This window comes from Streptomyces luteogriseus (genome assembly GCF_014205055.1).
Classification (GTDB): Bacteria; Actinomycetota; Actinomycetes; order Streptomycetales; family Streptomycetaceae; genus Streptomyces; species Streptomyces luteogriseus.
The window spans coordinates 7,579,536-7,602,412 of sequence record NZ_JACHMS010000001.1; the positions used below are offsets into that span (position 1 = coordinate 7,579,536).

Sequence of the window (22,877 nt, forward strand, 5' to 3'; positions counted from 1 at the left end):
CGCCGGGCCTCCGCGGGCCGATGCGTCACGAGGGCCGCTCCGGCCAGGGCCCCGGCCCGTACGCCCCGAACCACTCCCGAGCGAGGAGTCCATGCGAACACCCCGTAGGACCCCCACAGCCGGCGCCGACGCGCCGCCCTCACCCGTACGCGGTCGCCGCGCGCACGCCGGTCCACCGGCCGACGAGGGCCCCGGCGCGCCCTCGGACGCCGCGCCGGAAGAGGCACCTCCGCGCCCGGAGCGGTGGCACATACGCCCCCGCACCGTGCGCGCCAAGATCGTCTGCCTGCTGATGGTGCCGGTCGTCTCCCTCCTGGCCCTGTGGGGCTACGCCACGGTCACCACCGCCCAGGACATCTCCCGGCTGCGCCAGGTCCAGCGCGTCGACGTCATGGTCCGCGCCCCCGTCTCCGCCGCCGTCGCCGCCCTCCAGGCCGAACGCGCGGCCGCGGTACGCCACGCCACCGACCCGTCCGCCGTCCGCACCGGCGAACTGGACGAACTCGCCCGGCGCACCGACCGGGCCGTCGCGAAACTACGCCTCGGCAACGGCACCACCGTCGCCGACAGCGGAGAACTGCCCTCCGGAGTCGCCCAGCGGCTGAAGGCGTTCGTCTCCGGCGCGGGGCAACTGCGGCCGCTGCGCACCGCGGTGCAGGGCGGGCGCACGGGCTGGGCCGAGACGTACGACCGCTACACCGGGACCATTTCGGCCGCGTTCGAGGTCGAAGGGGCACTCACCGGCATCCGGGACGCCGACCTCGGCTCCGACGCGCGCGTGCTGCTCGAATTCGCCCGCGCGGGCGAGGCGCTGGCCCAGGAGGACGCGGTGCTGGCGAGTGCCCGCCTGGACGGCGCCCTGACGGGGGAGCGGCTCCGGCTCTTCACCGGCGCCGTCGATCTGCGCCGCACGCTCACCGATTCGGCCGTCGCGGACCTGAGCGGCACCGAACGCTCCGCATGGAACACTCTCGCCGCGGGCAGCGCCTACACCGGCCTCGGCGACGTCGAGGACGGCGTACTGGCCCGCGGGCCGGGCGCGAAGGCGGTCGAAGCGGCACCCGACAGCACCTGGAACACGCCGTACGCGCGCGTGCAGAACGGCATGCGCACCATCGAGGACGACGCGGCACGCGCAGTCGCGGAGCGGGCCGACCCGTTCACCCGGGGACTGCTCACCCCGGCCGGCGCCGCCGTCCTGCTCGGCCTCGCCGCCGTCGCCGCCTCGCTCGTCATCTCCGTCCGCATCGGACGCGGCCTCGTGGTGGAGTTGATCAGCCTGCGCAACAGCGCCCTGGAGATCGCCCGCCGCAAACTCCCCGACGCCATGCGGAAACTGCGCGCGGGCGAAGAGATCGACATCCGCGCCGAGGCCCCACCGGGAGTGCCCGCAGAGGACGAGACCGGGCAGGTCGCCGAGGCGCTCACCACCGTGCACCGCGCCGCGCTGCGGGCCGCCGTCGAACGCGCCGAACTCGCCAGCGGCATCTCCGGCGTCTTCGTCAACCTCGCCCGCCGCAGCCAGATCCTCGTCCACCGCCAGCTGGCCCTCCTGGACAGCATGGAACGCCGCTCCGACGACCCGAACGAGCTGAGCGACCTCTTCCGCCTCGACCACCTCACCACCCGTATGCGGCGCCACGCCGAGAGCCTGATCATCCTCTCCGGGGCGGCCCCCGGCCGGGCCTGGCGCATGCCGGTCTCCCTGACGAACGTGGTCCGCGCGGCCGTCTCCGAAGTGGAGGACTACGCGCGCGTGGAGGTACGGCAACTCCCCGAGGCAGCCGTCGTCGGCGCGGCCGTCGCCGACCTCACGCATCTGCTGGCCGAGATCATCGAGAACGCCGCCCAGTTCTCCCCGCCCCACACGCGCGTGCGCGTCACCGGCGAACCCGTCGGCAACGGCTACGCCGTCGAGGTCGAAGACCGCGGTCTCGGCATGGGCAAGGAGACCCTCGCCGAGGCCAACCGCCGCATCGCCCAGTCCGAGGCGCTCGACCTGTTCGACAGCGACCGGCTCGGCCTCTTCGTGGTCAGCAGGCTCGCCGCCCGGCACGACGTCAAGGTCCACCTGCGGACGTCCCCGTACGGCGGCACCACCGCGGTCGTGCTGCTGCCCACCGCCCTGCTCCACACCGGGGCGGCCGCACGATCCCCGGAGGCGGCGGAACCCGTGCGGTCTCCGGAGGAACGCGCCTACGCGCGCGTGCCCGACGACAGCCACTTCCAGGACGCGGTCCCGGCCCAGGCCGACCGGCGCGCCCTTGTGGTGCCCGTGCCGTCGGCCGCCGCGGAGACCGAGCCCTCGCGCCACTCGGAGACCTCGCGCCTCGCGGACAGTCCGCGTCACCTGGAGGCCCCGAGCCAGACCCCACCCCCAGGAGTCGCCACCTTGCGACTGCACCGCCCACCGCAGCAGCCCGAAGACTCCGACGACCTCCCGCGACGCGTGCGGCAGGCCAGCCTCGCTCCCCAGCTGCGCGAGAAACGCCCCGAGGAGCAGCCGACGGCACCCGCCCCCGGGGACGACGAGCGCACCCCCGAACTCGTCCGGGACCGCATGGCCGCCTACCGCGACGGCTGGGCGCGCGGCGGCGGCAGGGGACCAGGCCGCGACACCACCCCCGGCCCCGCGACCGGCAGCGACAGCAGCGAAGGAGACCCCGCATGATCCAGGACCCAAGCACCCAGTCCGGCCGGCGCTCCGGCGAACTCGACTGGCTGCTGGACGATCTGGTGCTCCGCGTGAACGACATCCGGCACGCCGTGGTGCTGTCCAACGACGGCCTCGCCGTGGGGGCATCGACCGGACTGCGCCGCGAGGACGCCGAGCACCTCGCCGCGGTCGCCTCGGGCTTCAACAGCCTCGCCAAGGGTGCGGGCCGGCACTTCGGCGCCGGCGGGGTCCGCCAGACCATGGTGGAGATGGACGAGGGCTTCCTTTTCGTGGCCGCCGCGGGCGACGGTTCCTGCCTCGCCCTCCTCACCGCCGTCACCGCCGACATCGGCCTCGTGGCCTACGAGATGGCGCGCCTGGTCAAACGTGTCGGCGAGCATCTCGGCACGGCACCCCGGGTGGCCGCGCAGCCACCCGCCGCCGGATGAACCGGGAGAACGGTCCGCGCAGATGACCGAGGACATGACGGACATCCCGTACGAGCAGGGCAGCCAATGGTACGACAGCGAGGCCGGCCCGCTCGTCCGCCCCTATGCCATGACGGGCGGACGCACCCGGCCCGGCCCCACCGGCGTACGGTTCGACCTGATCGCCCTGGTCACGCTGGACCCCGGCGCCCCCGACGTGGACGACGCCCCGCTCGGTCCGGAGCACCGCAACCTCCTCGACCTGTGCCGCCCGGAGACCCAGTCGGTCGCCGAACTCGCCGCCGGTGCGGACCTGCCCGTCGGTGTGGTCAGGGTCCTCCTCGGCGACCTGCTGGAACTCGGCTGCGTCACCGTCAGCCGACCCGTACCACCGGCGCAACTGCCTGACGAACGCATCCTGCGCGAGGTGATCGAGGGCCTGAGAGCGCTGTAGCCCGCGGCCCACCGGCTGAACACCCGACGGCAGGCACCGACTCCGTACCGCACCACCCACCCACGTCCGACACCCGGCACTCCTGAGAGAAGTGATCAATGGTCTCCGAGCACTCCGACGCCCCGGACGGCGACACCGCCGCACTGGCGCTGAAGATCCTGGTCGCCGGCGGATTCGGCGTGGGCAAGACCACCCTGGTGGGCGCCGTCAGCGAGATCCGGCCGCTGCGCACCGAGGAGCTCCTCAGTGAAGCAGGCCAGTCGGTGGACGACACCGACGGTGTGGACCACAAGACCACCACGACGGTCGCCATGGACTTCGGACGCATCACCATCCGCTCCGGTCTCTCCCTGTACCTGTTCGGGACGCCGGGCCAGGACCGGTTCTGGTTCCTGTGGGACGAGTTGTCCCAGGGGGCTCTCGGCGCGGTCGTCCTCGCGGACACCCGCCGCCTGGAGGACTGCTTCCCCGCGGTCGACTACTTCGAGCACCGGCGCATCCCGTTCGTCGTTGCCGTCAACTGCTTCGCGGGAGCCCGGCGGCACGGCGCGTCGGACGTCTCGCGCGCCCTCGACCTCGACAGGGGCACGCCCGTCGTGCTGTGCGACGCCCGCGACCGCGACTCCGGCAAGGAGGTGCTGATCCGGCTCGTCGAGTACGCCGGGCGGATGCACACCGCCCGGCTGCTCGACTCGGTCGGCTGACCGGAGACACGGCTGTGCGGTGGTCAGTTCGCGACGTCCCGCTGCGCCAGCACCTTGTCGACCGGTACACGGACGAGGAGTTCGCCGGGGACGCCGTTGCGCGCGCCGAACTCCTCGGCTCGCTCCTCGCCCATGTACCGGGCGCCGATCCGGGTGGCCCAGTGCCGCACCTCGTCCAGGTCCTCCGAGACACGGGCGCGGCCCTGCAGCACCACGAAGGAGTACGGCGGCCGGTCGTCGTCCACGCACAGGGCGATCCGGCCGTCCCGGACGATGTTGCGCCCCTTCACGGTTTCCTTGCCGGTGTTGAACACCACCTCGTCCCCGTCCAGCAGGAACCAGATCGGAGCCACATGCGGGCTGCCGTCAGCCCGGACCGTGGAGAGCTTTGCGGTACGGGTGCCATGGGAGACGAACTCCCGCCATTGCGCGTCGGTCATCTTCTCTGCCATGGCTCCCATCCTCCTTGCCCCGGCCGCGGTCGTGGGGAAGGCTGAGTGGAGATCCTCCGGCCAGGAGGGTAATCGCACGGGGAGAAAACGGGGAGAACGGAAGATGGTGCAGAACCAGGGACTCGACTGGCTGCTGGACGACCTGACCGAGCGCGTCCACGAAGTGCGGCACGCACTGGTCCTGTCCAACGACGGCCTGGTGACCGGCGCGAGCACCGGACTGCGCCGCGAGGACGCGGAGCACCTCGCGGCTGTGTCATCCGGGCTGCACAGCCTGGCCAAGGGCTCGGGACGGCACTTCGGCGCGGGCAGCGTACGCCAGACGATGATCGAGTTCGACGACGCGGTGCTCTTCGTCACCGCCGCCGGAACGGGAAGTTGTCTGTGCGTCCTCAGCGGCGCGGAGGCGGACATAGGCCAGATCGCCTACGAGATGACATTGCTGGTCAACCGGGTCGGCGAGCACCTCGACGTGGATGCGCGCCAGCCCGAGCCAAAACCGATCACGGACCTCTGACCTGCACGTTCGTCACCCCCGCGGAGTTATCCACAGGCTCGCCACGAGATCCGCCGCAGCGGCTACGGTTTTTCCACGGCGACCGCACACGGCGTGAGCCGCCGACTCCACGGGGGAGACCGACCATGTCGCACACCGGCACGACGTCCGACCGCCTTACCTGCGCCCCGAGCCGGGCCGTCCGCGAACTGGGCCTCAAACGGGGTGAGTTCGATCTCGCAGTGCACCTGGGGCTCATCCGAACTGTGCCCGACGAAGGCGGCGGAGGGCCTCGTGTGGCCCTGGCGGAGATCGACCGCCTGCGTTCCGGAGACGGCTTCCCGGACGTGCTGCGAGACCGCGTCGCGACCGTCGGCACCACTGAAGGCGCCAAGCTCATGGAGGTGGCGCCCACCAGGTTCACGAGCCTCGCGCGCTATGGCCTGCTGATCCCGGTGAAGTTCTACCTCAACCGCTACCGTGCGGTCGTCTGGCTGTATCTGGCCGAGGAGCTGAGGCAGTTCGCTGCCGAGAGGTGCCACGCCCGGCTGTTGACCGCCCGCCGCACTCCCCCGGAGATCCGCGACGCGCTGAAAGCCGGAATGGACCGGCGGCCCCGCAACTGGCGTGGGCGGCACATCGGATTTCTGACGCGTCAGGCGGGGGACGACCCTTGGGCGCGTGCGGCGGCGGTCGCCTGCCTCCTCGACCCGGCAGACGTGGCGGACGTCGTACGCGACCCCTGCGAGCGCACCCGCCTGGCCCGCTGCCGCCCCCGGCTCCCGGCGCACGGCGCCCCCGGTTCACCCGGCGCCGAGCTGGCCGAGACGCTGATGACGGCGAGCGAGCCGGACGAAGTGGCCTGGTTCCGCGCGGACCTGGCCCACACGATGGAAACGGCCCGACGGCACCACCCCGTGGCGGACGCACTCTCCCCGGAACCCTCGGCTGGGCCGGATCCGCTCGCGCCACCCCCGGCACCCTCGGCTGGGCCGGATCCGCTGGCGCCACCCCCGGCTCCGGCGGCAGACCGGTCCGCGCCCACGTGCCCCACCCCTCGCCACGGCCTGCTGAGCCGGCTCCGCCCGAAGCATCGGCGGCCGGCCGGATGACCTCGGTCGTATCGCATCACGGCCGGCCGGCCCGCTGACCGATGAGCTTCCGGATGCGCCCGGGTCCGCCCCTGAGGAGACTGGCACAAGGAGGCGATATGTTCGGTACGACGAAGGCGTTCAGCGGCTTCTCCGTGAACGACATCGACGCGGCGAAGGCGTTCTACGCCGACACACTGGGGCTCCGGGTGTCGGAGGAGAACGGGATGCTGATCCTGCACATCGCGGGTGACCGGGACACCCTCGTCTACCCCAAGCCGGACCACACCCCGGCGACGTTCACCGTCCTCAACTTCCCGGTCGACGACATCGAGGCCGCGGTCGACGAGCTGGCGAAAAGAGGGGTGCCTTTCGAGCGCTACGACCACCTCAAGACGGACGACAAGGGCATCTTCCGTGGCGGCGGCCCGCTGATCGCCTGGTTCACCGACCCTGCGGGGAACGTGCTGTCCGTCCTCCAGGAAAGCTGACTCGTCGGTCGTGCCCGAACTCCCCGACGTCGAGGGTTTCAGGCGGGTGCTCGAGTCCTGCGCGAAGGGACGCGTCATCCGGCGCGTCGACGTGCGGGATGCGGGCGTCCTGCACGGCGTCGATGCCCGGCGGCTGCGGGACGCGCTGGAGGGGCGGCGGTTCGGCACACCGGCGCGGCACGGCAAGTGGCTGCTCGCCCGCACCGGCGGCCCCACCCTCGTCCTGCACTTCGGCATGACCGGGCGCCTCGTCTGCGGGCATGCCGAGGACCCGGTCGAAGCCCATGACCGCGTCCTGTTCACCCTGGGCCGCGGCCGCCAGTGGCGCTTCCGTGACCAGCGCAAACTGCAGGGACTCTGGCTGGCACACGACGAGTCCGACGTCGAGGGGCTGCTGCGGCGGCAGGGGCCCGATGCCCTGGCGGTGGGCCGTGCGGAGTTCGAGGAGGTGCTGTCGTCGCGCCGGGGGCATCTCAAGACAGCCCTCACCGACCAGTCCGCTCTCGCCGGTCTCGGCAATCTGCTCGCCGACGAGATCCTGTGGCGGGCCCGGCTGCGCCCCGACCGCGGGGCAAGCGACCTGACCCGGGATGACCGTCGCCGGCTGTACGACGAAATGCGACGCAGCTTGCGCTCGTCCGTCGCCGCCGGCTGCGTACCGCCGCGTGACTCCTGGCTCACCGGTCACCGGGACGACCAGGACCCGAGGTGTCCGCGGTGCGACACCGGGCTGCGCAGGTCGCGGATGGGCGGGCGGGGCACGGTGTGGTGCCCGCAGTGCCAGCCCGACGGGTGACCGGGGCAGGGCGGTGCGAGGCAGTGCAGGTCAGAGGACCTGGACGTCACCCGCGAGGACGACTGGCAGCGGGCGCCGGCCGGCACGGAGCGGGACTTGGGGCCGGTCTCGGTTCTGGCCAACATCGCGGGCTTCATGGACTGGGGCACGACGAAGGAGCAGAGCCCCGCGTCGTTCCGCCGGGTCGTCGACGTCAACCTCACAGGTGCCTGGCTGGGCATGCGCGCGGTGGCACCGTCGCTGCGCCGGGCCGGGGATGGCGTCATCGTCAACATGTCCTCTCTGTCGGGGCTGACCGCCTACGCCGGTATCGGCGCGTGCTGGAAACGGCTTCGGCCGCCGAGGCCGGCGGCGAGGTCGGTTCCGTCGGCATCCTGGATGTCGGCGATCGCGACGCGGGCACCATCGGCCGCGAAAGCAGTAGCCACCGCGCTGCCGATGCTTCCGGCCCCACCGGTGACGATCGCCAACCGTTCGCTGAGGCGTCCCATCATGGGCCTCCTTCGCTCAGGGTGCCGCCGCGGTCTCGCGTTCCTCGTCCGGAGCCACCAGCGACTGCGTGAACGGAATCCGGGCCAGCGCGAACACCCCCGCGGCGATCAGCGCGACGCCGAACAGCTGCGGCAGCAGCCACCACCCGGTGCGGATGGTCTCCTCGTACAGGGTGATGCCCAGCGCGAGGCTCACCAGAGCGTCGCCGAGGGTGAGCGCGGGCTGCGAGGCGACCAGCGGACCGGCCTGCATGGCGTTCTCCAGCAGGAACAGCGCGCCCACGCCCGTGGCGGCGAAGGCGTAGGTCTGCCAGGCGGTGAGGAAGCCCACGAGGCCCTGTTCGTCGAGGATGTGCATGGCGGCCTTCATCAGTGCCGCGGTCACCGCGTAGCTGATCGCTGTCGCGGCGCCCAGGCAGGCCGCCCGGGCCCGGCCCTCCGGGCGCCGGAGGGCGGCGACAGCGAGAGCGATGACCGCCCCCGCGCACACGGCGAGCGCGGGAATCCAGCGGTCCAGCGCCACATGGGTACGGTTGCCGGCGGGGGAGGCGGCGGCGAGCGCGACCGCGAGACCGGCCACCACCACCGTCACGGCCAGCCAGCCCTTGCCCGGCAGATGCCGGTGCATCAGCAGCGACGCGACGACGAGCGTGAGCGGCAGCTCAAGGACGAACAGCGGCTGCACGATCGTCAGCGGGCCGGTGGCCAGCGCCAGCGCCTGGCAGACGGCGGCGCCGATCACCGCGAGGATCCCGGCCAGCCACACGGGCCGGCGCAGCAGATCGGCGATCAGCCCGGCCCGCAAACCCTGGGAGGCGGGCACGGTGAGCGCCGCCTTGCGTTGCAGCACGGTCGCGACGGCGTTGCTGAAGGCGGCGCAGATCGCGAACACGACGGGGAACACGGTGTGCAGCGTTGCCACCTCCCGGATCGGCGGGCGTGTGACGTCGGCGGTGCCTGCTCCTGCCATGGTCGCCGGATCCGGTCGGCGGCGCGATCGGAACCCCGGCGTGCGCGGGGTTCCGAACGGTGGAGGGCCGGGTCAGCCCAGCTTGCGGAAGAGCCCTTCCTGCACCACGGACACGACCAGCCGGCCCTCACGGTCGTAGATCCGCCCCCGGGCCAGGCCGCGGCCCCCGACCGCGATCGGCGACTCCTGGTCGTAGAGGAGCCAGTCGTCCGCGCGGAACGGGCGGTGGAACCACATCGCGTGGTCCAGCGACGCCAGGTCGAAGCCGCGCGGGCCCCACAGCGGTTCGACCGGGATGCGTACGGCGTCCAGGAGGGTCATGTCGCTGGCGTAGGTGAGGGCGCAGGTGTGCACGAGCGGGTCGTCGCCGAGCGGCCCGACCGCGCGCATCCACACCGCGCTGCGCGGCTCGGCGTCCTCGACCTCCGCGGCGGTCCAGCGCAGCCGGTCCACGTAGCGGATGTCGAAGGGCTGGCGCCGGGCCATGCGTTCCAGCTGCTCGGGCAGTGCGCCCAAGTGCTCCCGGATCTCGTCCGTGACGGTGGGCAGGGACTCCGGGTCGGGGACCTCGCGGGCCGGCGGCAGCTGGTGCTCGAAGCTGCCCTCCTCCGGCTTGTGGAAGGAGGCGGTGAGGTTGAAGATCGTGCGGCCCTGCTGCACGGCGGTGACCCGGCGGGTGGTGAACGACCGCCCGTCGCGCACATGCTCGACCTGGTAGACGATCGGCACGCCCGGCCGGCCCGGACGCAGGAAGTACGCGTGCAGCGAGTGCACCGGGCGGTCGCCCTCCGTGGTGCGGCCCGCGGCGACCAGCGCCTGCCCCGCCACCTGCCCGCCGAAGACCCGCTGCAGGGACTCCTGCGGGCTGCGCCCGCGGAAGATGTTGACCTCGATCTGCTCCAGGTCGAGCAGATCGACGAGCCTCTCGGCCGGGTTCGTCGTCATGGGTGGGATTCTCCTGTGCTCGCTGCTGCCCGGCCCGTCACAGCTGGCCGACGTCGGTCACACGGACGATCGCGCGGCCCTCCGCGTCCGAGGCCGTGAGGTCGACCTCCGCGCTGATGCCCCAGTCGTGGTCGCCGTTCGGGTCGTGGAAGATCTGCCGGACCCGCCACAGGGCGTTCTCCGGCTCCTCCTCGATGAGCAGCAGCTTGGGGCCGCGGGCGTCGGGTCCGGTGCCGAGATCCTCGTACTCGTCCCAGTACTTGTCCATCGCCTCGCCCCACGCGTCCGCGTCCCAGCCGGACTCCCCGTCCATCTCGCCCAGCTCACCGACCTGGTCGAGAGCGGCCAGCTCCACGCGGCGGAACATGGCGTTGCGGACCAGGACACGGAAGGCACGCGCGTTGGCGGTGACCGGCTTGACCTCGTCGGCCTTCTCCTGGGCCTCCTCGGCGGTCATCTCCGCCGGGTTGGCCAACTGCTCCCACTCGTCCAGCAGGCTGGAGTCGACCTGGCGCACCATCTCGCCCAGCCAGGCGATCAGGTCCTGAAGGTCCTCGGACTTGAGGTCGTCGGGGACGGTGTGGTCGAGGGCCTTGAAGGCGCTGGCCAGGTAGCGCAGCACGATGCCCTCGGTGCGGGCCAGCTCGTAGTGCGACACCAACTCGGTGAAGGACATCGCCCGTTCGTACATGTCGCGGATGACCGACTTCGGCGACAGCGGATGGTCTCCGACCCAGGGGTGGCTCTTGCGGTACGTGTTGTACGCGTGGAAGAGCAGCTCCTCCAGGGGCTTGGGGTAGGTGATGTCCTGGAGTCGCTCCATACGCTCCTCGTACTCGACCCCGTCCGCCTTCATCTGGGCGACGGCCTCGCCGCGCGCCTTGTTCTGCTGGGCGGCGAGGATCTGCCGCGGGTCGTCCAGCGTCGACTCGACCACGGACACCATGTCGAGGGCGTACGACGGCGACTCGGGGTCGAGCAGTTCGAACGCGGCGAGCGCGAAGGTGGACAGCGGCTGGTTGAGCGCGAAGTCCTGCTGGAGGTCGACCGTGAGGCGGACGATGCGCCCCTCGGCGTCCGGCTGGTCGAGCTTCTCGACGATGCCGCCGTCCAGCAGCGAACGGTAGATCGCGATGGCCCGGCGGATGTGCCGCAACTGCTGCTTGCGCGGCTCGTGGTTGTCCTCCAGCATGCGGCGCATCGCCTCGAAGGCGTTGCCGGGGCGGGCGATCACCGACAGCAGCATGGTGTGCGTGACCCGGAACCGGGAGGTCAGCGGCTCCGGCTCGGAGCCGATGAGCTTCTCGAAGGTCTGCTCCGACCACGCGACGAAGCCCTCCGGGGCCTTCTTGCGGACGACCTTGCGGCGCTTCTTCGGGTCGTCGCCCGCCTTGGCGAGGGCCTTCTCGTTCTCGACGACGTGCTCCGGCGCCTGCGCGACGACGAAGCCCTCCGTGTCGTAACCGGCCCGCCCGGCCCGGCCCGCGATCTGGTGGAACTCCCGGGCCCGCAGGGTGCGTACGCGGGTGCCGTCGTACTTGGTGAGGGCGGTGAACAGCACCGTGCGGATGGGGACGTTGACGCCGACGCCGAGGGTGTCCGTGCCGCAGATGACCTTCAGCAGACCGGCCTGCGCGAGCTTCTCCACCAGGCGGCGGTACTTGGGCAGCATGCCGGCGTGGTGCACACCGATGCCGTGCCGGACGTAACGGGAGAGGTTGCGGCCGAACTTGGTGGTGAACCGGAAGTTGCCGATCAGCTCGGCGATCTGCTCCTTCTCCTCCTTCGAGCACATGTTGATGCTCATCAGCGCCTGCGCCCGCTCCACGGCCTGCGCCTGCGTGAAGTGCACGATGTAGACGGGTGCCTGCCGGGCGGAGAGCAGATCGGTGAGCGTCTCGGTGAGCGGGGTGTAGCGGTACTCGTAGGACAGCGGGACCGGGCGGGTCGCCGAGCGGACCACCGCGGTCGGGCGGCCCGTGCGGCGGGTGAGGTCCTTCTCGAAGAAGGAGACGTCGCCGAGCGTCGCCGACATCAGCACGAACTGCGCCTGCGGCAGTTCCAGGATCGGGATCTGCCAGGCCCAGCCGCGGTCGCCCTCGGCGTAGAAGTGGAACTCGTCCATCACGACCTGGCCGACGTCCGCGTGCCTGCCGTCGCGCAGTGCGATCGAGGCGAGCACCTCGGCGGTGCAGCAGATGACGGGGGCGTCGGCGTTGACGGACGCGTCGCCGGTGAGCATGCCGACGTTCTCGGTGCCGAAGATCTTGCACAGTTCGAAGAACTTCTCCGACACCAGCGCCTTGATCGGGGCGGTGTAGAAGGTGACCTCGTCCCGGGCCAGCGCGGCGAAGTGCGCGCCCGCCGCGATCATGCTCTTGCCGGAGCCGGTGGGCGTCGACACGATCACGTTCGCGCCGGAGACCACCTCGATCAGCGCCTCCTCCTGATGGGGGTAGAGCGTGAGACCCCGCTCGCCGGCCCACGACTCGAAGGCTTCGTACAAGGCATCGGGGTCGGGGGTCCGCGGCAGCTGATCGATGAGGGTCACGCCCCCATCTTGCCTGGCCCGATGCCCGATGCGGGAATCGGCTGTGGGCCCGAAGATCACGAACGCTACGCTGGGCCGCCGACGGGACGTCAGCGCGCCCGGTCAACTGGACAGCGGCACACGAGGAACGGGGCGGGCAGCGCCATGATGGGACCAGCACACTCACTGTCGGGAGCCGCCGCCTGGCTGGGCGTCGGCGCGGCCGCAGCGGCGGCCGGGCACCCGATGCCCTGGCCGGTCCTCCTCGTCGGTGCCCTGATCTGCGCCGGAGCCGCCCTCGCGCCGGACCTCGACCACAAGGCGGCCACCATCTCCCGGTCCTTCGGACCGCTGTCGCGCTGGCTGTGCGAGATCGTCGACAAGCTGTCCTACGCCGTCTACAAGTCGACGAAGAAGCAGGGCGACCCGCGTCGCTCCGGCGGGCACCGCACGCTGACGCACACCTGGCTGTGGGCGGTCCTGATCGGTGCGGGCACCTCGGTCGTGGCGATCACCAGTGACCGCTGGGGCGTGCTGGCGGTCCTCTTCGTGCACATGGTCCTGGCCATCGAGGGCCTGCTCTGGCGGGCGACGCGCGGCTCCAGCAGCGAGGTCCTGGTGTGGCTGCTGGCCGCGACCACCGCGTGGATCCTCGCGGGCGTCCTGGACAAGCCGGGCAACGGCGCGGACTGGCTGTTCACGGCGCCGGGCCAGGAGTACCTGTGGCTGGGGCTGCCGGTCGTGCTGGGCGCGCTCGTGCACGACGTCGGGGACGCGCTCACCGTGTCCGGCTGCCCGATCCTGTGGCCCATCCCGGTCGGGCGCAAGCGCTGGTACCCGATCGGGCCGCCGAAGGTCATGCGGTTCCGGGCGGGCAGCTGGGTCGAGCTCAAGGTGCTGATGCCGGTGTTCATGCTGCTGGGCGGGGTGGGCTGCGCGGCGGCGCTCAACGTCATCTGACCCCAGGAGCCCCGCCGCACTCTCTAGGAGCCCCGCCCCCAGCACCTCAGCCCCTAGCACCTCAGCCCCCAGGACCTCAACCTCCAGGACCTCCGCCCCGTAGGCCTCAGCCGCCGCCGTAGCGCCGCTCGAAGGCGGCGACCCTGCCTTCCGAGTCCACCGTGCGGGCCTTGCCCGTGTAGAAGGGGTGGCTCTCGGAGGAGATCTCCACGTCCACGACCGGGTAGGTCTCGCCGTCGTCCCATTCGATGGTCTGCTCGCTGGTCGCGGTGGACCGGGTGAGGAACGCGTACCCGGCGGCGCGGTCGCGGAAGACGACGGGGTGGTAGTCGGGGTGCTTCTCCTGCTGCATGGGTGCTCCTCGAGCGGCTCGGGACGGGCTTGCGATCAGCCGGACAGGGTGTCCTCGTCGACGATGTGCACGGCGGCCTCCTCGGCCGACGCAGCAGCGCCGTCGATGCCCACGTCCATGGCGACCAGCGCCTCCTCCTCGTCCTCGTGGGCGCCCTCGTCGGGTGCCACGAGCCGGCCGGAGCGCGCGGCGCCGACCTCGTTGTCCAGGAGTTCCCCGTCGGAGCCCGCGCAGTCCCCGAGGCCGTCACCGTCCGGGACGGCGGCGTCCGGCAGCTCCTCGGAGAGCCGCTGGTCCAGCGTCTCGCCCCGCTGCCGCTCGGCGGCCGTCACACCGAGGTGCTCGACGGCCCAGGGCCGTTCGGGAGGGGACCAGCCCCGGTCCAGGGGATCGTCGACGCCGTCGTTCTCCAGGGTGTCCTCGGCGTCGAGCAGCCCCGTGTCCTCCCTCTGCTCGTCTTGGTCCGGCTGGTAGACGTCGTCTCCCCAGCCGTCGGAGCTGTTCACGGGTACCTCCAGGGGGGTGGGACGAGCCCGTTCTCACGGGACCCGCTCCGGGCCGCCGCCGCACGGAGCACGGACGCCGCCCGAACCACTGCTTCCCGGGCGTCCCCCGAGCCGGTGCCTGATTCCAGCCTTCCACCCCGGCTCGGGACCGCGCAACGCCAAGGACACGGCCGCCCCTCCCCGAGAGGCGGGCGGCCGTCTCGTACGGCGAAGTGCTCAGCCGTGCCACGACCTCCACAGCGCCGCGTACGCGCCGTCCGCCGCGACCAGCTCGTCGTGGCTGCCCAGCTCGCTGATGCGGCCGCTCTCGACGACGGCGATGACGTCCGCGTCGTGGGCCGTGTGCAGCCGGTGGGCGATGGCGACGACCGTGCGGCCGTCCAGGACCCGGGCCAGGGACCGTTCCAGGTTGCGGGCGGCGCGCGGGTCCAGCAGGGACGTCGCCTCGTCGAGGACCAGCGTGTGCGGGTCGGCCAGCACCAGGCGGGCCAGCGCGATCTGCTGGGCCTGGGCCGGGGTGAGCGCCAGCCCGCCCGAGCCGACCTCGGTGTCCAGGCCCTCCTCCAGTGCACGGGCCCAGCCGTCCGCGTCGACCGCGCCCAGCGCCGCCCACAGCTCGGCGTCCACGGCACCGGTCCGCGCGAGCCGCAGGTTGTCACGCAGGGAGCCCACGAAGACGTGATGCTCCTGGTTGACGAGGGCCACATGCGAGCGGACGCGTTCGGCGGGCATCCGGGACAGCTCGGCGCTGCCCAGGGTGATCCGGCCGTCCCGGGGCGCGTAGATCCCCGCGAGCAGTCGGCCCAGTGTGGACTTCCCCGCGCCCGAGGGGCCGACCAGGGCCAGCCGGGTGCCGGGGGAGACCTCCAGGGACACCTTGCGCAGGACGTCCACGCCCTCCAGGTAGCCGAAGTGCACCCGGTCGGCGTGCACATGGCGTCCCTCGGGGGCCACCGACGGATCCCCGGCGTCCGGCTCGATGTCCCGGACCCCGACGAGCCGGGCCAGCGACACCTGAGCCACCTGCAGCTCGTCGTACCAGCGCAGGATCATGCCCACCGGGTCGACCAGCATCTGGGCGATCAGCGCGCCGGTGGTCAGCTGGCCGACGTCGATCCACCCGTGCAGGGCGAACACCCCGCCGATCATCAGGACCGAGGCGAGCACGGTCACGTGGGTGGTGTTGATGACCGGGAAGAGCACCGACCGCAGCCAGAGCGTGTACCGCTCCCAGGCCGTCCACTCCCGGATCCGCTGCTCGGACAGCCCGACGCGGCGCTCGCCCAGGCGGTGGGCCTCGACGGTGCGCCCGGCGTCCACTGTCTCGGCGAGCGCGGCGGCCACGGCGGCGTACCCGGCGGCCTCGGAACGGTAGGCCGAGGGCGCCCGCCGGAAGTACCAGCGGCAGCCGACGATCAGCAGCGGCAGGGCGAGCAGCACGGCGAGCGCCAGCGGCGGCGCCGTGATCACGAGCCCGCCCATGAGCAGGACCACCCACACCACGCCGATCGACAGCTGCGGCACGGCCTCCCGCATGGCGTTGCCGAGGCGGTCGATGTCCGTCGTGATGCGCGACAGCAGATCGCCGGTCCCGGCCCGCTCCAGCACACCGGGCGGCAGCCCGACCGACCGGACGAGGAAGTCCTCGCGCAGGTCGGCCAGCATCCGCTCGCCCAGCATCGCGCCGCGCAGTCGTACCTGCCGGACGAACACGGCCTGGACGGCCAGCGCGGCCACGAAGAGCCCGGCGGTCAGTTCCAGCCGCAGGTCCCGCGCCCCGTCGGACACCCGCTCCACCAGTCCGCCCAGCAGCCAGGGACCGGCCATCGAGGCGATCACGGCGGCGGTGTTGACGGCGACCAGCAGCAGGAACGCCCGCCGGTGCCGGCGCAGCAGCTCGGCCACGTAGGCGCGGACGGTCTCGGGGGCGCCGACGGGCAGGGTGTTCGCCGTCGTCGGGGCCGCCGGGTCGTACGCCGGTGGCGCGACGCCGATCATGCCTTCTCCTCGATCTCTTCCAGTTCGTGCAGGACGTCGTTCAGGGCGACGGAGCCGTTCAGCGTGGCCTCGTCGTCCGTCTCGCGGGTGACCACCGCCCGGTAGCGGGGCTCGGTGCGCAGCAGTTCGCGGTGGGCGCCGACCGCCACGGCCTCGCCGTCGTGCAGGAACACCACCCGGTCGGCGCGGTCCAGCAGCAGCGGCGAGGAGGTGAACACCACGGTCGTGCGCCCCTCGCGCAACTCCCGTACACCCCGCGCGATCCGGGCCTCGGTGTGCGAGTCGACGGCCGAGGTCGGCTCGTCCAGGACGAGGGCCTCCGGGTCCGTGATCAGTGACCGGGCGAGCGCGAGCCGCTGGCGCTGACCGCCGGACAGAGACCGGCCGCGCTCGGTGATCCGGGCGTCCATGGGGTCGGTGGCGTCCACTGAGCCCTGCACCAGCGCCGCCAGCACGTCGTCGCACTGCGCGGCCGCCAGCGCCTGATCCGGCTGGACGGCGCCCGACGCGGGTACGTCGAGCAGGTCGCGCAGTGTGCCGGACAGCAGTACCGGATCCTTGTCCTGGACGAGGACGGCCGTACGGGCGCTGTCCAGCGGCAGTTCGTCCAGCGGCACCCCGCCCAGCAGCACCGAGGCGCCCCCCTGGGACGGGTGTCCGCCCAGCCGTTCCGCCAGCAGGCCCGCCGCGTCCGGGTCGCCGCACACCACCGCCGTGAGCCGGCCGGCGGGCACGAGCAGCCCGGTCTGCGGGTCGTACAGGTCGCCGGAGGGCACGTCGGCCGCGCGCGATCCGGCGGTGTCGGTGGGCCGTTGCAGCGACAGCACTCCCGCGGCCCGTTTGGCGGAGGGCCGGGAGAAGGAGTACGCCATGGCGATCTCCTCGAAGTGCCGCAGCGGGTAGGTGAGGACCATCACCGAGCTGTAGACGGTGACCAGTTCACCGACGGTGATCCGGCCCTCGTGCGCCAGCCGGACGCCGTACCAGACGACGGCGATGAGCAGCAGCCCGGGCAGCAGGACCTGGATCGCGGAGATCAGGGACCACATGCGGGCGCTGCGCACGGCCGCGTGGCGGACCTCCTGGGAGGCGCTGCGGTAGCGGTCGAGGAACAGTTCCTCGCCGCCGATGCCGCGCAGCACGCGCAGGCCGGCGACGGTGTCCGAGGCGAGTTCGGTGGCGCGTCCGGCCTTCTCGCGCTGGGTGTCGGCACGCCGGGTGGCGCGGGGCAGCAGCGGCAGCACGGCGAGCGCCAGCGCGGGCAGCCCCACGGCGACGACCACGCCGAGCGCCGGCTGGTAGACGAGCAGGCCCGCGCAGACCAGCACGATCGTGACCAGAGCCGCGGTGAAGCGGGACAGGGCCTCGACGAACCAGCCGATCTTCTCCACGTCACCGGTCGAGACCGCCACCACCTCACCGGCCGCGACGCGCCGGGTCAGCGCCGAGCCCAGATGAGCGGCCTTGCGGGCGAGCAGTTGCTGGACGCGGGCGGCCGCCGTGATCCAGTTGGTGATCGCGGTGCGGTGCAGGAAGGTGTCGCCGACCGCGTTGCCCACGCAGGCCAGCGCCAGCAGGCCGCCCGCCAGGGCGAGCCCGGTGCCGGAGCGGTCGACGACGGCCTGTACGGCGACCCCGACGCAGAACGGCAGGGCGGCGACGGAGGCGAAGTGCAACAGCCCCCAGGCCAGCGACTTGAGCTGACCGCCCAGCTGATTGCGGAAGAGCCACCACAGGAATCGGGGCCCCGAACGCGCGTCCGGCACGCCCGGGTCGGGGTACGGAAGGTCTTGAATCTGCATGACGTCCCAGTGGCTCGTGTCAGGGTGTGGAGTCCGGCCGAAGGCAGCAAACCGTGACAGGTTCGCCCTGTCGCGAGGTGGCGGGCAACAGGTTTTCCGCCCACCGATCGGAACCGGCCGTCCGCCCTGAGCCACCGGCTCTCCGGGCATCCGCCCGCCGTCGCCCGGAAGGCGGTGCGACCATGGAGCGATGCACAGTGGTGGACGACGAGCCGTGGCCGCGACGACGGCCCTCGCCTCTCTCCTGACGGCTCTGTCCGCCTGCGGAGGCGCGGAGGACAGTGGGGCGACACAGGCCGCGGGCCGGGCGGCCCGCACCCCCGCGGCCACGGCCGCCGCGACGCGCATCCCCGGCGTCGGCGACCGCCTCCAGCGGCGGATCCCGTCCGGCTCCCGTCAGGTCGTCGCGGTCTACGGCGACGGGAAGGACTCGGCCGACTCCACGGTCGTCCTGTACACGAAGCACGGCTCGACCTGGCAGCGGGAGCGCGGCTGGGCCGGGCACAACGGCAAGAAGGGCTGGACCACCGACCATCACGAGGACGACGACCGCAGCCCCGTGGGCGTGTTCACCCTCAGCGACGCGGGCGGTGTGCTGCCGGACCCGGGCTCCGGGCTGCCGTACACGCGCTCCGCGGCCTTCGCCGCCCCGCGCTGGTGGGCCAAGTCGCACTGGCACGACTTCGATTACGTCATCGCCATCGACTACAACCGCGTCAAGGGCACCCCGCCGAACGACCCGACCCGCCCCCAGGGTGCGAAGAAGGGCGGTGGGATCTGGCTGCACATGGACCACGGCAGCGGCACGTCGGCCTGCGTCAGCGTGCCCGAGCAGGCGATGGGGTACCTCCTGCGCACGCTCGACCCGCGACAGCGTCCCGTGGTGGTGATGGGGGACAGGGCGGACCTGGCGGCCTAGTCCTCATTGCGCGGATGGCCGACTCCCCGTAGAACACCGCCCATGAAGAGACGGATCGTCATGTCCATGCTCGCCGGGGCGACCCTCCTGGTGAGCACCCTTCTCGGCACCGGCCCCGCCGGGGCCGCCGACGTCCCGGCCCCGGCGGCCGGGGCCCCCGCCGAGTTCGGCACCGACTGGCACGACCCGGTCACGGCCGCACCACCGGTGGAAAGGCCCTCCGGAAAGTCCTGCGAAGTCACCCTGGCCCGGGCGCAGTTCCGTGACTTCACCCCGTACCGCGGCACGTACACGCCCCCGGAGGGCTGCGGCGACCGCTGGAGCAAGGTGGTGCTGCGGCTCGACGGGAAGGTCAAGGGGCGCCAGTACGACCGGCTCGGCCACCTCCGGGTCGGCGGGGTCGAGATCCTCCGGACGTCGACGCCGCAGCCCTCACCCGACGGCATCGAGTGGTCCGTGGAGAAGGACGTCACGCGCTACAGCGACACCTTCCGCACGGGCCGGGACGTCGAGATGCTCATCGGGAACGTCGTCGACGACACCTACACGGGCGTCCTCGACGTCAAGGCCACGCTGACGTTCTACCGGGGCCGCCCGGACGGCGGGAGCCCCGACCGGGTCCTCACCCTCGACGGCGACTCGGCCCTCAGCACCCCGCGCAACAGCGAGCGCATCGTCGCCGAGGTGTACGCGACGGGCTCCGGCGGCGGCTGCGAGGAGTACTGGTACCTGACGGTGCCCGATCCGGCGCCGTACTCCTGCAAGGCCGGTCAAGGCCCCTACCGGGAGGTGCGGATCAGCGTGGACGGCCGGCTCGCCGGCATCGCCGCCCCGTTCCCGACCGTGTGGACCGGAGGCTGGTCCAACCCGTTCCTCTGGTATGTGATCCCGGGCCCGCGCGCCCTCGACATCAAGCCGATCACCTACGACCTCTCTCCCTTCGCCGGGATCCTCAACGACGGGCGCCCGCACCGCGTCGAGGTCTCGGTCGTCGGCGTGCCCGAGGGGCAGACCGGCTGGAGCACGCCCGTGAACGTCCTCGTCTGGCAGGACGAGCAGCGCGCACGGGTCACCGGGAAGCTCACCGTGCACAAGGAGGGTGGCCTCTCCAACTCGTCCGTGTATACGCCCGGTCCGGAGCACCGGGTCGACACCGAGGGCGCCCACCGGCTGACCGTCGGCGGCTACGTCGACACGTCGCACGGCCGCGTGAGGACCACCGTCAGCCGCTCGCTCGCCCACACGTCCACGCACCGCTGGACCGACGCCGAGACGCGTGACGCTCTCGACGCCGGCTGGACGGACGACGAGTCGGTGACCGCCGGCGGGCGCGCCACTCGGACCCATCGCGCCTACACGATGGACGGTGCGACCACCCTCGGTGCGGGCGACCGCCTGCGCACCGTGCTGACCCTCGGCGACCGCGCCTCGGTCGTCGACACGAACGGCGGGCGACGCACGGCGTGGTCACGGCTCGACAACTCCTATACGGGCGACGCGACGTACACGGCGAACGTGCCACGCGACCAGCGCCACGCGGTCGGCACCACCAGTGAGCGCTACCGGCTGTACGGCTCACGCGGTTGCCACGACCGGACCCTGACCACCGTGCAGGGGGTGCTCACGGAGGACCGCCGCCGATGCTGAGGTGAGCGGTGGGGCGCGTGTGGCGTGTGTCACTTATGACACTTTTACTTGGCTGAAACGTTGCGGCCTTGTGCGCGATCAAGACAGCCTCCAGAGTGTCGGAAACGGAAACCGCTTTCCGCATCACAGAAGTCCCCTCCGGCTTCTGTGCGTCCCGTCCCCCTAGGAGGCTTCGTGCCCCCGTCCGTACCGTCCCCCACGCGACGCGTCGCACGCACTCTACGCACCTCGCTTTTCGCGCAGGTCACCTGCGCGCTCATCCTCGGAATCGTCGTCGGAAAGCTGTGGCCGGACACGGCCACGGCTCTCCAGCCGCTCGGCGACGGTTTCACCCGGCTCATCAAGACCGTGATCTCGCCCCTGGTGTTCTGCGTGGTCGTCGTCGGCATCGCCAAGGCCGGTGACCTGAAGGCGTTCGGCCGGATCGGGGTCAAGGCCCTGATCTGGTTCGAGATCGCCTCGACGGCCGCCCTGGTCATCGGTCTCGTCGCCGCCAACGTCGTCGGCCCCGGCAAGGGCATGAACGTCGACCCCTCCTCGCTCGACGCCGCGGCGGTGCAGGAGACCACGGGCGGGGGTCATCTGCCCACGACGACCGAGTTCGTCCTGAACGCGCTGCCGCAGAGCTTCCTCGGAGCCTTCGCCGAGAACGAGCTGCTCCAAGTCCTCATCCTGGCCTGCCTGGTGGGCGCCGCCCTGCTGCACCTCGGGCACACCAAGGTGCCGAAGGTCCTGCCCGCGATCGAGCAGGCCCAGGACATCATCTTCGCGGTCGTCGGCTTCATCATGCGGCTGGCCCCGCTCGCGGTGTTCGGCGCCATGGCCCACTTGGTCGGCAACTACGGCCTGGGCGTGATGCGGACGTACGCCAAGCTCATCGTGCTCTGCTACGTGGCCGCGGCGCTGTTCGTCGCGCTGCTGTCCGTAGCGCTGAAGCTGGTGACCGGCCTCAGTCTCTGGAAGTTCCTGCGGTACATCCGCGAGGAGATGCTGCTCGCGCTCGGCACCGCGTCCACCGAGTCGGTCATGCCGCGTGTGATGCAGAAGCTGCGCCGGGCCGGTGCCCGCGACGACGCCGTGGGGCTGGTACTCCCCACCGGCTACTCCTTCAACCTCGACGGCGCCTCGCTCTATCTGTCCATCGGCACGCTGTTCATCGCCCAGGCGGTGGGGGTGGATCTGAGTCTCGGCCAGCAGATCACCGTCGTCCTGGTGCTGATGCTGACCAGCAAGGGCATGGCGGGCATCCCCGGTTCGGCGTTCCTCGCCCTGTCCGCGACCGCCTCGTCCCTGGGGGCGATCCCCGCCGGAGCGGTCGCGCTGCTGCTCGGCGTGGACCGCATCATGGACTCGATGCGCGTCGTCACGAACCTGCTCGGCAACTGCGTCGCCGTCTTCGCGGTGTCCCGCTGGGAGGGGGCCCTGGACATCGACCGGGCGAAGCGGGTTCTGGACGGGGAGGACACCTCCCAGCCGGACGACGGCGAGAAGGACGTCAGCGGCGAGAAGGGCGTCAGCGGCCAGAAGGACCGCCGAGACGAGACCGGCACCGAGGCGCCGGTGCCGGGCATCCCGGCTCAGAAGCCCAAGGAGTTCGAAGGTCTCAAGGAGCGCCAAGAGCTCAAGGAGCCCGCTCCCGAAGCCGGTTGACCGGAACCAAGCGGGTCGCGGCCTCCGCTCAGGACGAGCGGAGGCCGCGACCCGCTGTCGTGTTCCGAGCCGTCAGCAGGGTCCCGCCGGCGCCCCGTCGATCAGTGTGTTCAGGAGCCCACCGAGTACCTCCCGCTGATCGCCCGTCAGCGGCGCGAGGATCTCCTCCGCGGCCGATCGGCGCGCCGCCCGCACCTCGCGCAGCGCGCCCCGGCCGTCGTCCGTGAGCTCGATGCGGATCACCCGCCGATTCGCCGGGTCCGGGACCCGCCGCACCTTGCCGCTCGCCTCCAGACCGTCGACCAGCGTCGTCACGGCCCGCGGCACCACCTCGAGGCGCTCGGCCAGGTCGGCCATGCGCGGCGGCGAGCCCCAGTGCGCCAGCGTGCGCAACAGCCGGGACTGGGCCGGGGTGATGCCGAGGTCGCGGTGCTCCAGATGGCGTTTCTGGATGCGGTGCACCCGGCGGGTGAGCCGTAGCAACTGCTCGGCGAGCAGGCCGTCGGCGTCGGGCGTGGTCATGTGGGAACAATATCAGG

Annotated in this window: 22 protein-coding genes and 1 pseudogene; 13 read left to right on the forward strand and 10 right to left on the reverse strand. The window is 72.0% G+C overall.

Going from position 1 to position 22,877, the window contains the following annotated elements; all coding sequences use genetic code 11:
• Nucleotides 1-91 precede the first annotated feature (91 nt).
• The 4 genes from BJ965_RS33695 (at nt 92) to BJ965_RS33710 (ending at nt 4,242) form a co-directional block, all read left to right on the forward strand.
• A complete protein-coding gene (locus tag BJ965_RS33695; RefSeq protein WP_184914136.1) occupies nt 92-2,671 on the forward strand; it encodes a sensor histidine kinase in 2,580 nt (859 codons plus the stop codon).
• A complete protein-coding gene (locus tag BJ965_RS33700; RefSeq protein WP_184914138.1) occupies nt 2,668-3,105 on the forward strand; it encodes a roadblock/LC7 domain-containing protein in 438 nt (145 codons plus the stop codon). The genes BJ965_RS33695 and BJ965_RS33700 overlap by 4 nt, the downstream gene beginning before the upstream one ends.
• A gap of 22 nt (nt 3,106-3,127) precedes the next feature.
• Complete coding sequence (locus BJ965_RS33705) at nt 3,128-3,538, forward strand: DUF742 domain-containing protein (protein ID WP_030835258.1); 411 nt, start codon at nt 3,128-3,130, stop codon at nt 3,536-3,538.
• Nucleotides 3,539-3,636: 98 nt separating this feature from the next.
• Nucleotides 3,637-4,242 (forward strand): GTP-binding protein, encoded by a 606-nt coding sequence (locus BJ965_RS33710; protein ID WP_184914141.1) that lies wholly within the window; start codon nt 3,637-3,639, stop codon nt 4,240-4,242.
• Between the two features lie 23 nt (nt 4,243-4,265).
• On the opposite strand, the gene BJ965_RS33715 is transcribed toward BJ965_RS33710, so the two are convergent.
• Nucleotides 4,266-4,694 (reverse strand): PPOX class F420-dependent oxidoreductase, encoded by a 429-nt coding sequence (locus BJ965_RS33715; RefSeq protein ID WP_184914143.1) that lies wholly within the window; start codon nt 4,692-4,694, stop codon nt 4,266-4,268.
• A gap of 103 nt (nt 4,695-4,797) precedes the next feature.
• Between BJ965_RS33715 and BJ965_RS33720 the strand changes: the two genes are divergently transcribed.
• From BJ965_RS33720 to BJ965_RS39640, 5 genes and pseudogenes are all read left to right on the forward strand, one after another.
• A complete protein-coding gene (locus tag BJ965_RS33720) occupies nt 4,798-5,211 on the forward strand; it encodes a roadblock/LC7 domain-containing protein (protein ID WP_142165302.1) in 414 nt (137 codons plus the stop codon).
• A 125-nt stretch (nt 5,212-5,336) separates the two neighbouring features.
• Nucleotides 5,337-6,302 (forward strand): DUF6397 family protein, encoded by a 966-nt coding sequence (locus BJ965_RS33725; RefSeq protein WP_184914145.1) that lies wholly within the window; start codon nt 5,337-5,339, stop codon nt 6,300-6,302.
• Between the two features lie 98 nt (nt 6,303-6,400).
• Nucleotides 6,401-6,772, forward strand: a complete 372-nt coding sequence (locus BJ965_RS33730) for a VOC family protein (protein ID WP_184914147.1) — start codon at nt 6,401-6,403, stop codon at nt 6,770-6,772.
• 10 nt (nt 6,773-6,782) lie between these two features.
• On the forward strand, nt 6,783-7,568 hold the full coding sequence (locus tag BJ965_RS33735; RefSeq protein ID WP_184914149.1) for an Fpg/Nei family DNA glycosylase: 786 nt from the start codon (nt 6,783-6,785) through the stop codon (nt 7,566-7,568).
• A 96-nt stretch (nt 7,569-7,664) separates the two neighbouring features.
• A pseudogene (locus tag BJ965_RS39640) lies at nt 7,665-7,820 on the forward strand (SDR family NAD(P)-dependent oxidoreductase); the annotation flags it as partial.
• A 47-nt stretch (nt 7,821-7,867) separates the two neighbouring features.
• On the opposite strand, the gene BJ965_RS33745 reads toward BJ965_RS39640, so the two are convergent.
• The 4 genes from BJ965_RS33745 to BJ965_RS33760 all read right to left on the reverse strand — a co-directional run bounded on the left by BJ965_RS33745 (nt 7,868) and on the right by BJ965_RS33760 (nt 12,525).
• Entirely contained in the window at nt 7,868-8,062 is a 195-nt protein-coding gene (locus BJ965_RS33745; protein WP_246546118.1) for an SDR family NAD(P)-dependent oxidoreductase, read from the reverse strand.
• A 13-nt stretch (nt 8,063-8,075) separates the two neighbouring features.
• Nucleotides 8,076-9,029, reverse strand: a complete 954-nt coding sequence (locus BJ965_RS33750) for a DMT family transporter (protein ID WP_246546120.1) — start codon at nt 9,027-9,029, stop codon at nt 8,076-8,078.
• A gap of 72 nt (nt 9,030-9,101) precedes the next feature.
• Nucleotides 9,102-9,974 carry an acyl-CoA thioesterase gene (locus BJ965_RS33755; protein WP_030835238.1) on the reverse strand — a complete coding sequence of 291 codons (873 nt, stop codon included), beginning with the start codon at nt 9,972-9,974 and terminating at the stop codon, nt 9,102-9,104.
• Between the two features lie 37 nt (nt 9,975-10,011).
• Nucleotides 10,012-12,525, reverse strand: coding sequence for a DEAD/DEAH box helicase (locus BJ965_RS33760; RefSeq protein ID WP_184914150.1), 2,514 nt, complete (start codon nt 12,523-12,525; stop codon nt 10,012-10,014).
• A 144-nt stretch (nt 12,526-12,669) separates the two neighbouring features.
• On the opposite strand from BJ965_RS33760, the gene BJ965_RS33765 reads away from it, so the two are divergent.
• On the forward strand, nt 12,670-13,464 hold the full coding sequence (locus tag BJ965_RS33765) for a metal-dependent hydrolase (protein WP_184914152.1): 795 nt from the start codon (nt 12,670-12,672) through the stop codon (nt 13,462-13,464).
• Nucleotides 13,465-13,570: 106 nt separating this feature from the next.
• On the opposite strand, the gene BJ965_RS33770 is transcribed toward BJ965_RS33765, so the two are convergent.
• The 4 genes from BJ965_RS33770 to BJ965_RS33785 form a co-directional block, all read right to left on the reverse strand.
• Nucleotides 13,571-13,816 carry a type B 50S ribosomal protein L31 gene (locus BJ965_RS33770; RefSeq protein ID WP_184914154.1) on the reverse strand — a complete coding sequence of 82 codons (246 nt, stop codon included), beginning with the start codon at nt 13,814-13,816 and terminating at the stop codon, nt 13,571-13,573.
• A gap of 35 nt (nt 13,817-13,851) precedes the next feature.
• Nucleotides 13,852-14,322 carry a DUF5709 domain-containing protein gene (locus BJ965_RS33775; protein ID WP_030835227.1) on the reverse strand — a complete coding sequence of 157 codons (471 nt, stop codon included), beginning with the start codon at nt 14,320-14,322 and terminating at the stop codon, nt 13,852-13,854.
• 216 nt (nt 14,323-14,538) lie between these two features.
• The gene (locus BJ965_RS33780; RefSeq protein ID WP_184914156.1) at nt 14,539-16,320 is read right to left on the reverse strand and encodes an ABC transporter ATP-binding protein; all 1,782 of its coding nucleotides are present in this window, start codon (nt 16,318-16,320) and stop codon (nt 14,539-14,541) included.
• Nucleotides 16,317-18,122 (reverse strand): ABC transporter ATP-binding protein, encoded by a 1,806-nt coding sequence (locus tag BJ965_RS33785; RefSeq protein WP_184914158.1) that lies wholly within the window; start codon nt 18,120-18,122, stop codon nt 16,317-16,319. Before BJ965_RS33785 ends, BJ965_RS33780 begins: the two co-directional genes overlap by 4 nt.
• Nucleotides 18,123-18,312: 190 nt before the next feature.
• Between BJ965_RS33785 and BJ965_RS33790 the strand changes: the two genes are divergently transcribed.
• The 3 genes from BJ965_RS33790 (at nt 18,313) to BJ965_RS33800 (ending at nt 22,338) form a co-directional block, all read left to right on the forward strand.
• Entirely contained in the window at nt 18,313-19,041 is a 729-nt protein-coding gene (locus BJ965_RS33790) for a L,D-transpeptidase family protein (protein WP_184914160.1), read from the forward strand.
• 42 nt (nt 19,042-19,083) lie between these two features.
• Entirely contained in the window at nt 19,084-20,688 is a 1,605-nt protein-coding gene (locus tag BJ965_RS33795; protein WP_184914162.1) for a peptide-N4-asparagine amidase, read from the forward strand.
• 174 nt (nt 20,689-20,862) lie between these two features.
• Nucleotides 20,863-22,338 carry a cation:dicarboxylate symporter family transporter gene (locus BJ965_RS33800; protein WP_313667454.1) on the forward strand — a complete coding sequence of 492 codons (1,476 nt, stop codon included), beginning with the start codon at nt 20,863-20,865 and terminating at the stop codon, nt 22,336-22,338.
• Nucleotides 22,339-22,410: 72 nt separating this feature from the next.
• Here BJ965_RS33800 and BJ965_RS33805 read toward each other — a convergent pair whose 3' ends face one another.
• Entirely contained in the window at nt 22,411-22,860 is a 450-nt protein-coding gene (locus BJ965_RS33805) for a MarR family winged helix-turn-helix transcriptional regulator (protein WP_184914165.1), read from the reverse strand.
• Nucleotides 22,861-22,877 lie beyond the last annotated feature (17 nt).

Excerpts from the sequence above, each read along its gene's own strand:
- BJ965_RS33710 (WP_184914141.1), top strand. The coding sequence starts at position 3,637 with ATGGTCTCCGAGCACTCCGACGCCCCGGACGGCGACACCGCCGCACTG.
- BJ965_RS33780 (WP_184914156.1), bottom strand. The coding sequence starts at position 16,320 with ATGATCGGCGTCGCGCCACCGGCGTACGACCCGGCGGCCCCGACGACG.
- BJ965_RS33720 (WP_142165302.1), top strand. The coding sequence starts at position 4,798 with ATGGTGCAGAACCAGGGACTCGACTGGCTGCTGGACGACCTGACCGAG.
- BJ965_RS33755 (WP_030835238.1), bottom strand. The coding sequence starts at position 9,974 with ATGACGACGAACCCGGCCGAGAGGCTCGTCGATCTGCTCGACCTGGAG.
- BJ965_RS33785 (WP_184914158.1), bottom strand. The coding sequence starts at position 18,122 with ATGCAGATTCAAGACCTTCCGTACCCCGACCCGGGCGTGCCGGACGCG.
- BJ965_RS33700 (WP_184914138.1), top strand. The coding sequence starts at position 2,668 with ATGATCCAGGACCCAAGCACCCAGTCCGGCCGGCGCTCCGGCGAACTC.
- BJ965_RS33715 (WP_184914143.1), bottom strand. The coding sequence starts at position 4,694 with ATGGCAGAGAAGATGACCGACGCGCAATGGCGGGAGTTCGTCTCCCAT.
- BJ965_RS33745 (WP_246546118.1), bottom strand. The coding sequence starts at position 8,062 with ATGATGGGACGCCTCAGCGAACGGTTGGCGATCGTCACCGGTGGGGCC.
- BJ965_RS33765 (WP_184914152.1), top strand. The coding sequence starts at position 12,670 with ATGATGGGACCAGCACACTCACTGTCGGGAGCCGCCGCCTGGCTGGGC.
- BJ965_RS33805 (WP_184914165.1), bottom strand. The coding sequence starts at position 22,860 with ATGACCACGCCCGACGCCGACGGCCTGCTCGCCGAGCAGTTGCTACGG.
- BJ965_RS33795 (WP_184914162.1), top strand. The coding sequence starts at position 19,084 with ATGAAGAGACGGATCGTCATGTCCATGCTCGCCGGGGCGACCCTCCTG.
- BJ965_RS33750 (WP_246546120.1), bottom strand. The coding sequence starts at position 9,029 with ATGGCAGGAGCAGGCACCGCCGACGTCACACGCCCGCCGATCCGGGAG.
- BJ965_RS33695 (WP_184914136.1), top strand. The coding sequence starts at position 92 with ATGCGAACACCCCGTAGGACCCCCACAGCCGGCGCCGACGCGCCGCCC.
- BJ965_RS33725 (WP_184914145.1), top strand. The coding sequence starts at position 5,337 with ATGTCGCACACCGGCACGACGTCCGACCGCCTTACCTGCGCCCCGAGC.
- BJ965_RS33790 (WP_184914160.1), top strand. The coding sequence starts at position 18,313 with ATGCACAGTGGTGGACGACGAGCCGTGGCCGCGACGACGGCCCTCGCC.
- BJ965_RS33730 (WP_184914147.1), top strand. The coding sequence starts at position 6,401 with ATGTTCGGTACGACGAAGGCGTTCAGCGGCTTCTCCGTGAACGACATC.
- BJ965_RS33705 (WP_030835258.1), top strand. The coding sequence starts at position 3,128 with ATGACCGAGGACATGACGGACATCCCGTACGAGCAGGGCAGCCAATGG.
- BJ965_RS33770 (WP_184914154.1), bottom strand. The coding sequence starts at position 13,816 with ATGCAGCAGGAGAAGCACCCCGACTACCACCCCGTCGTCTTCCGCGAC.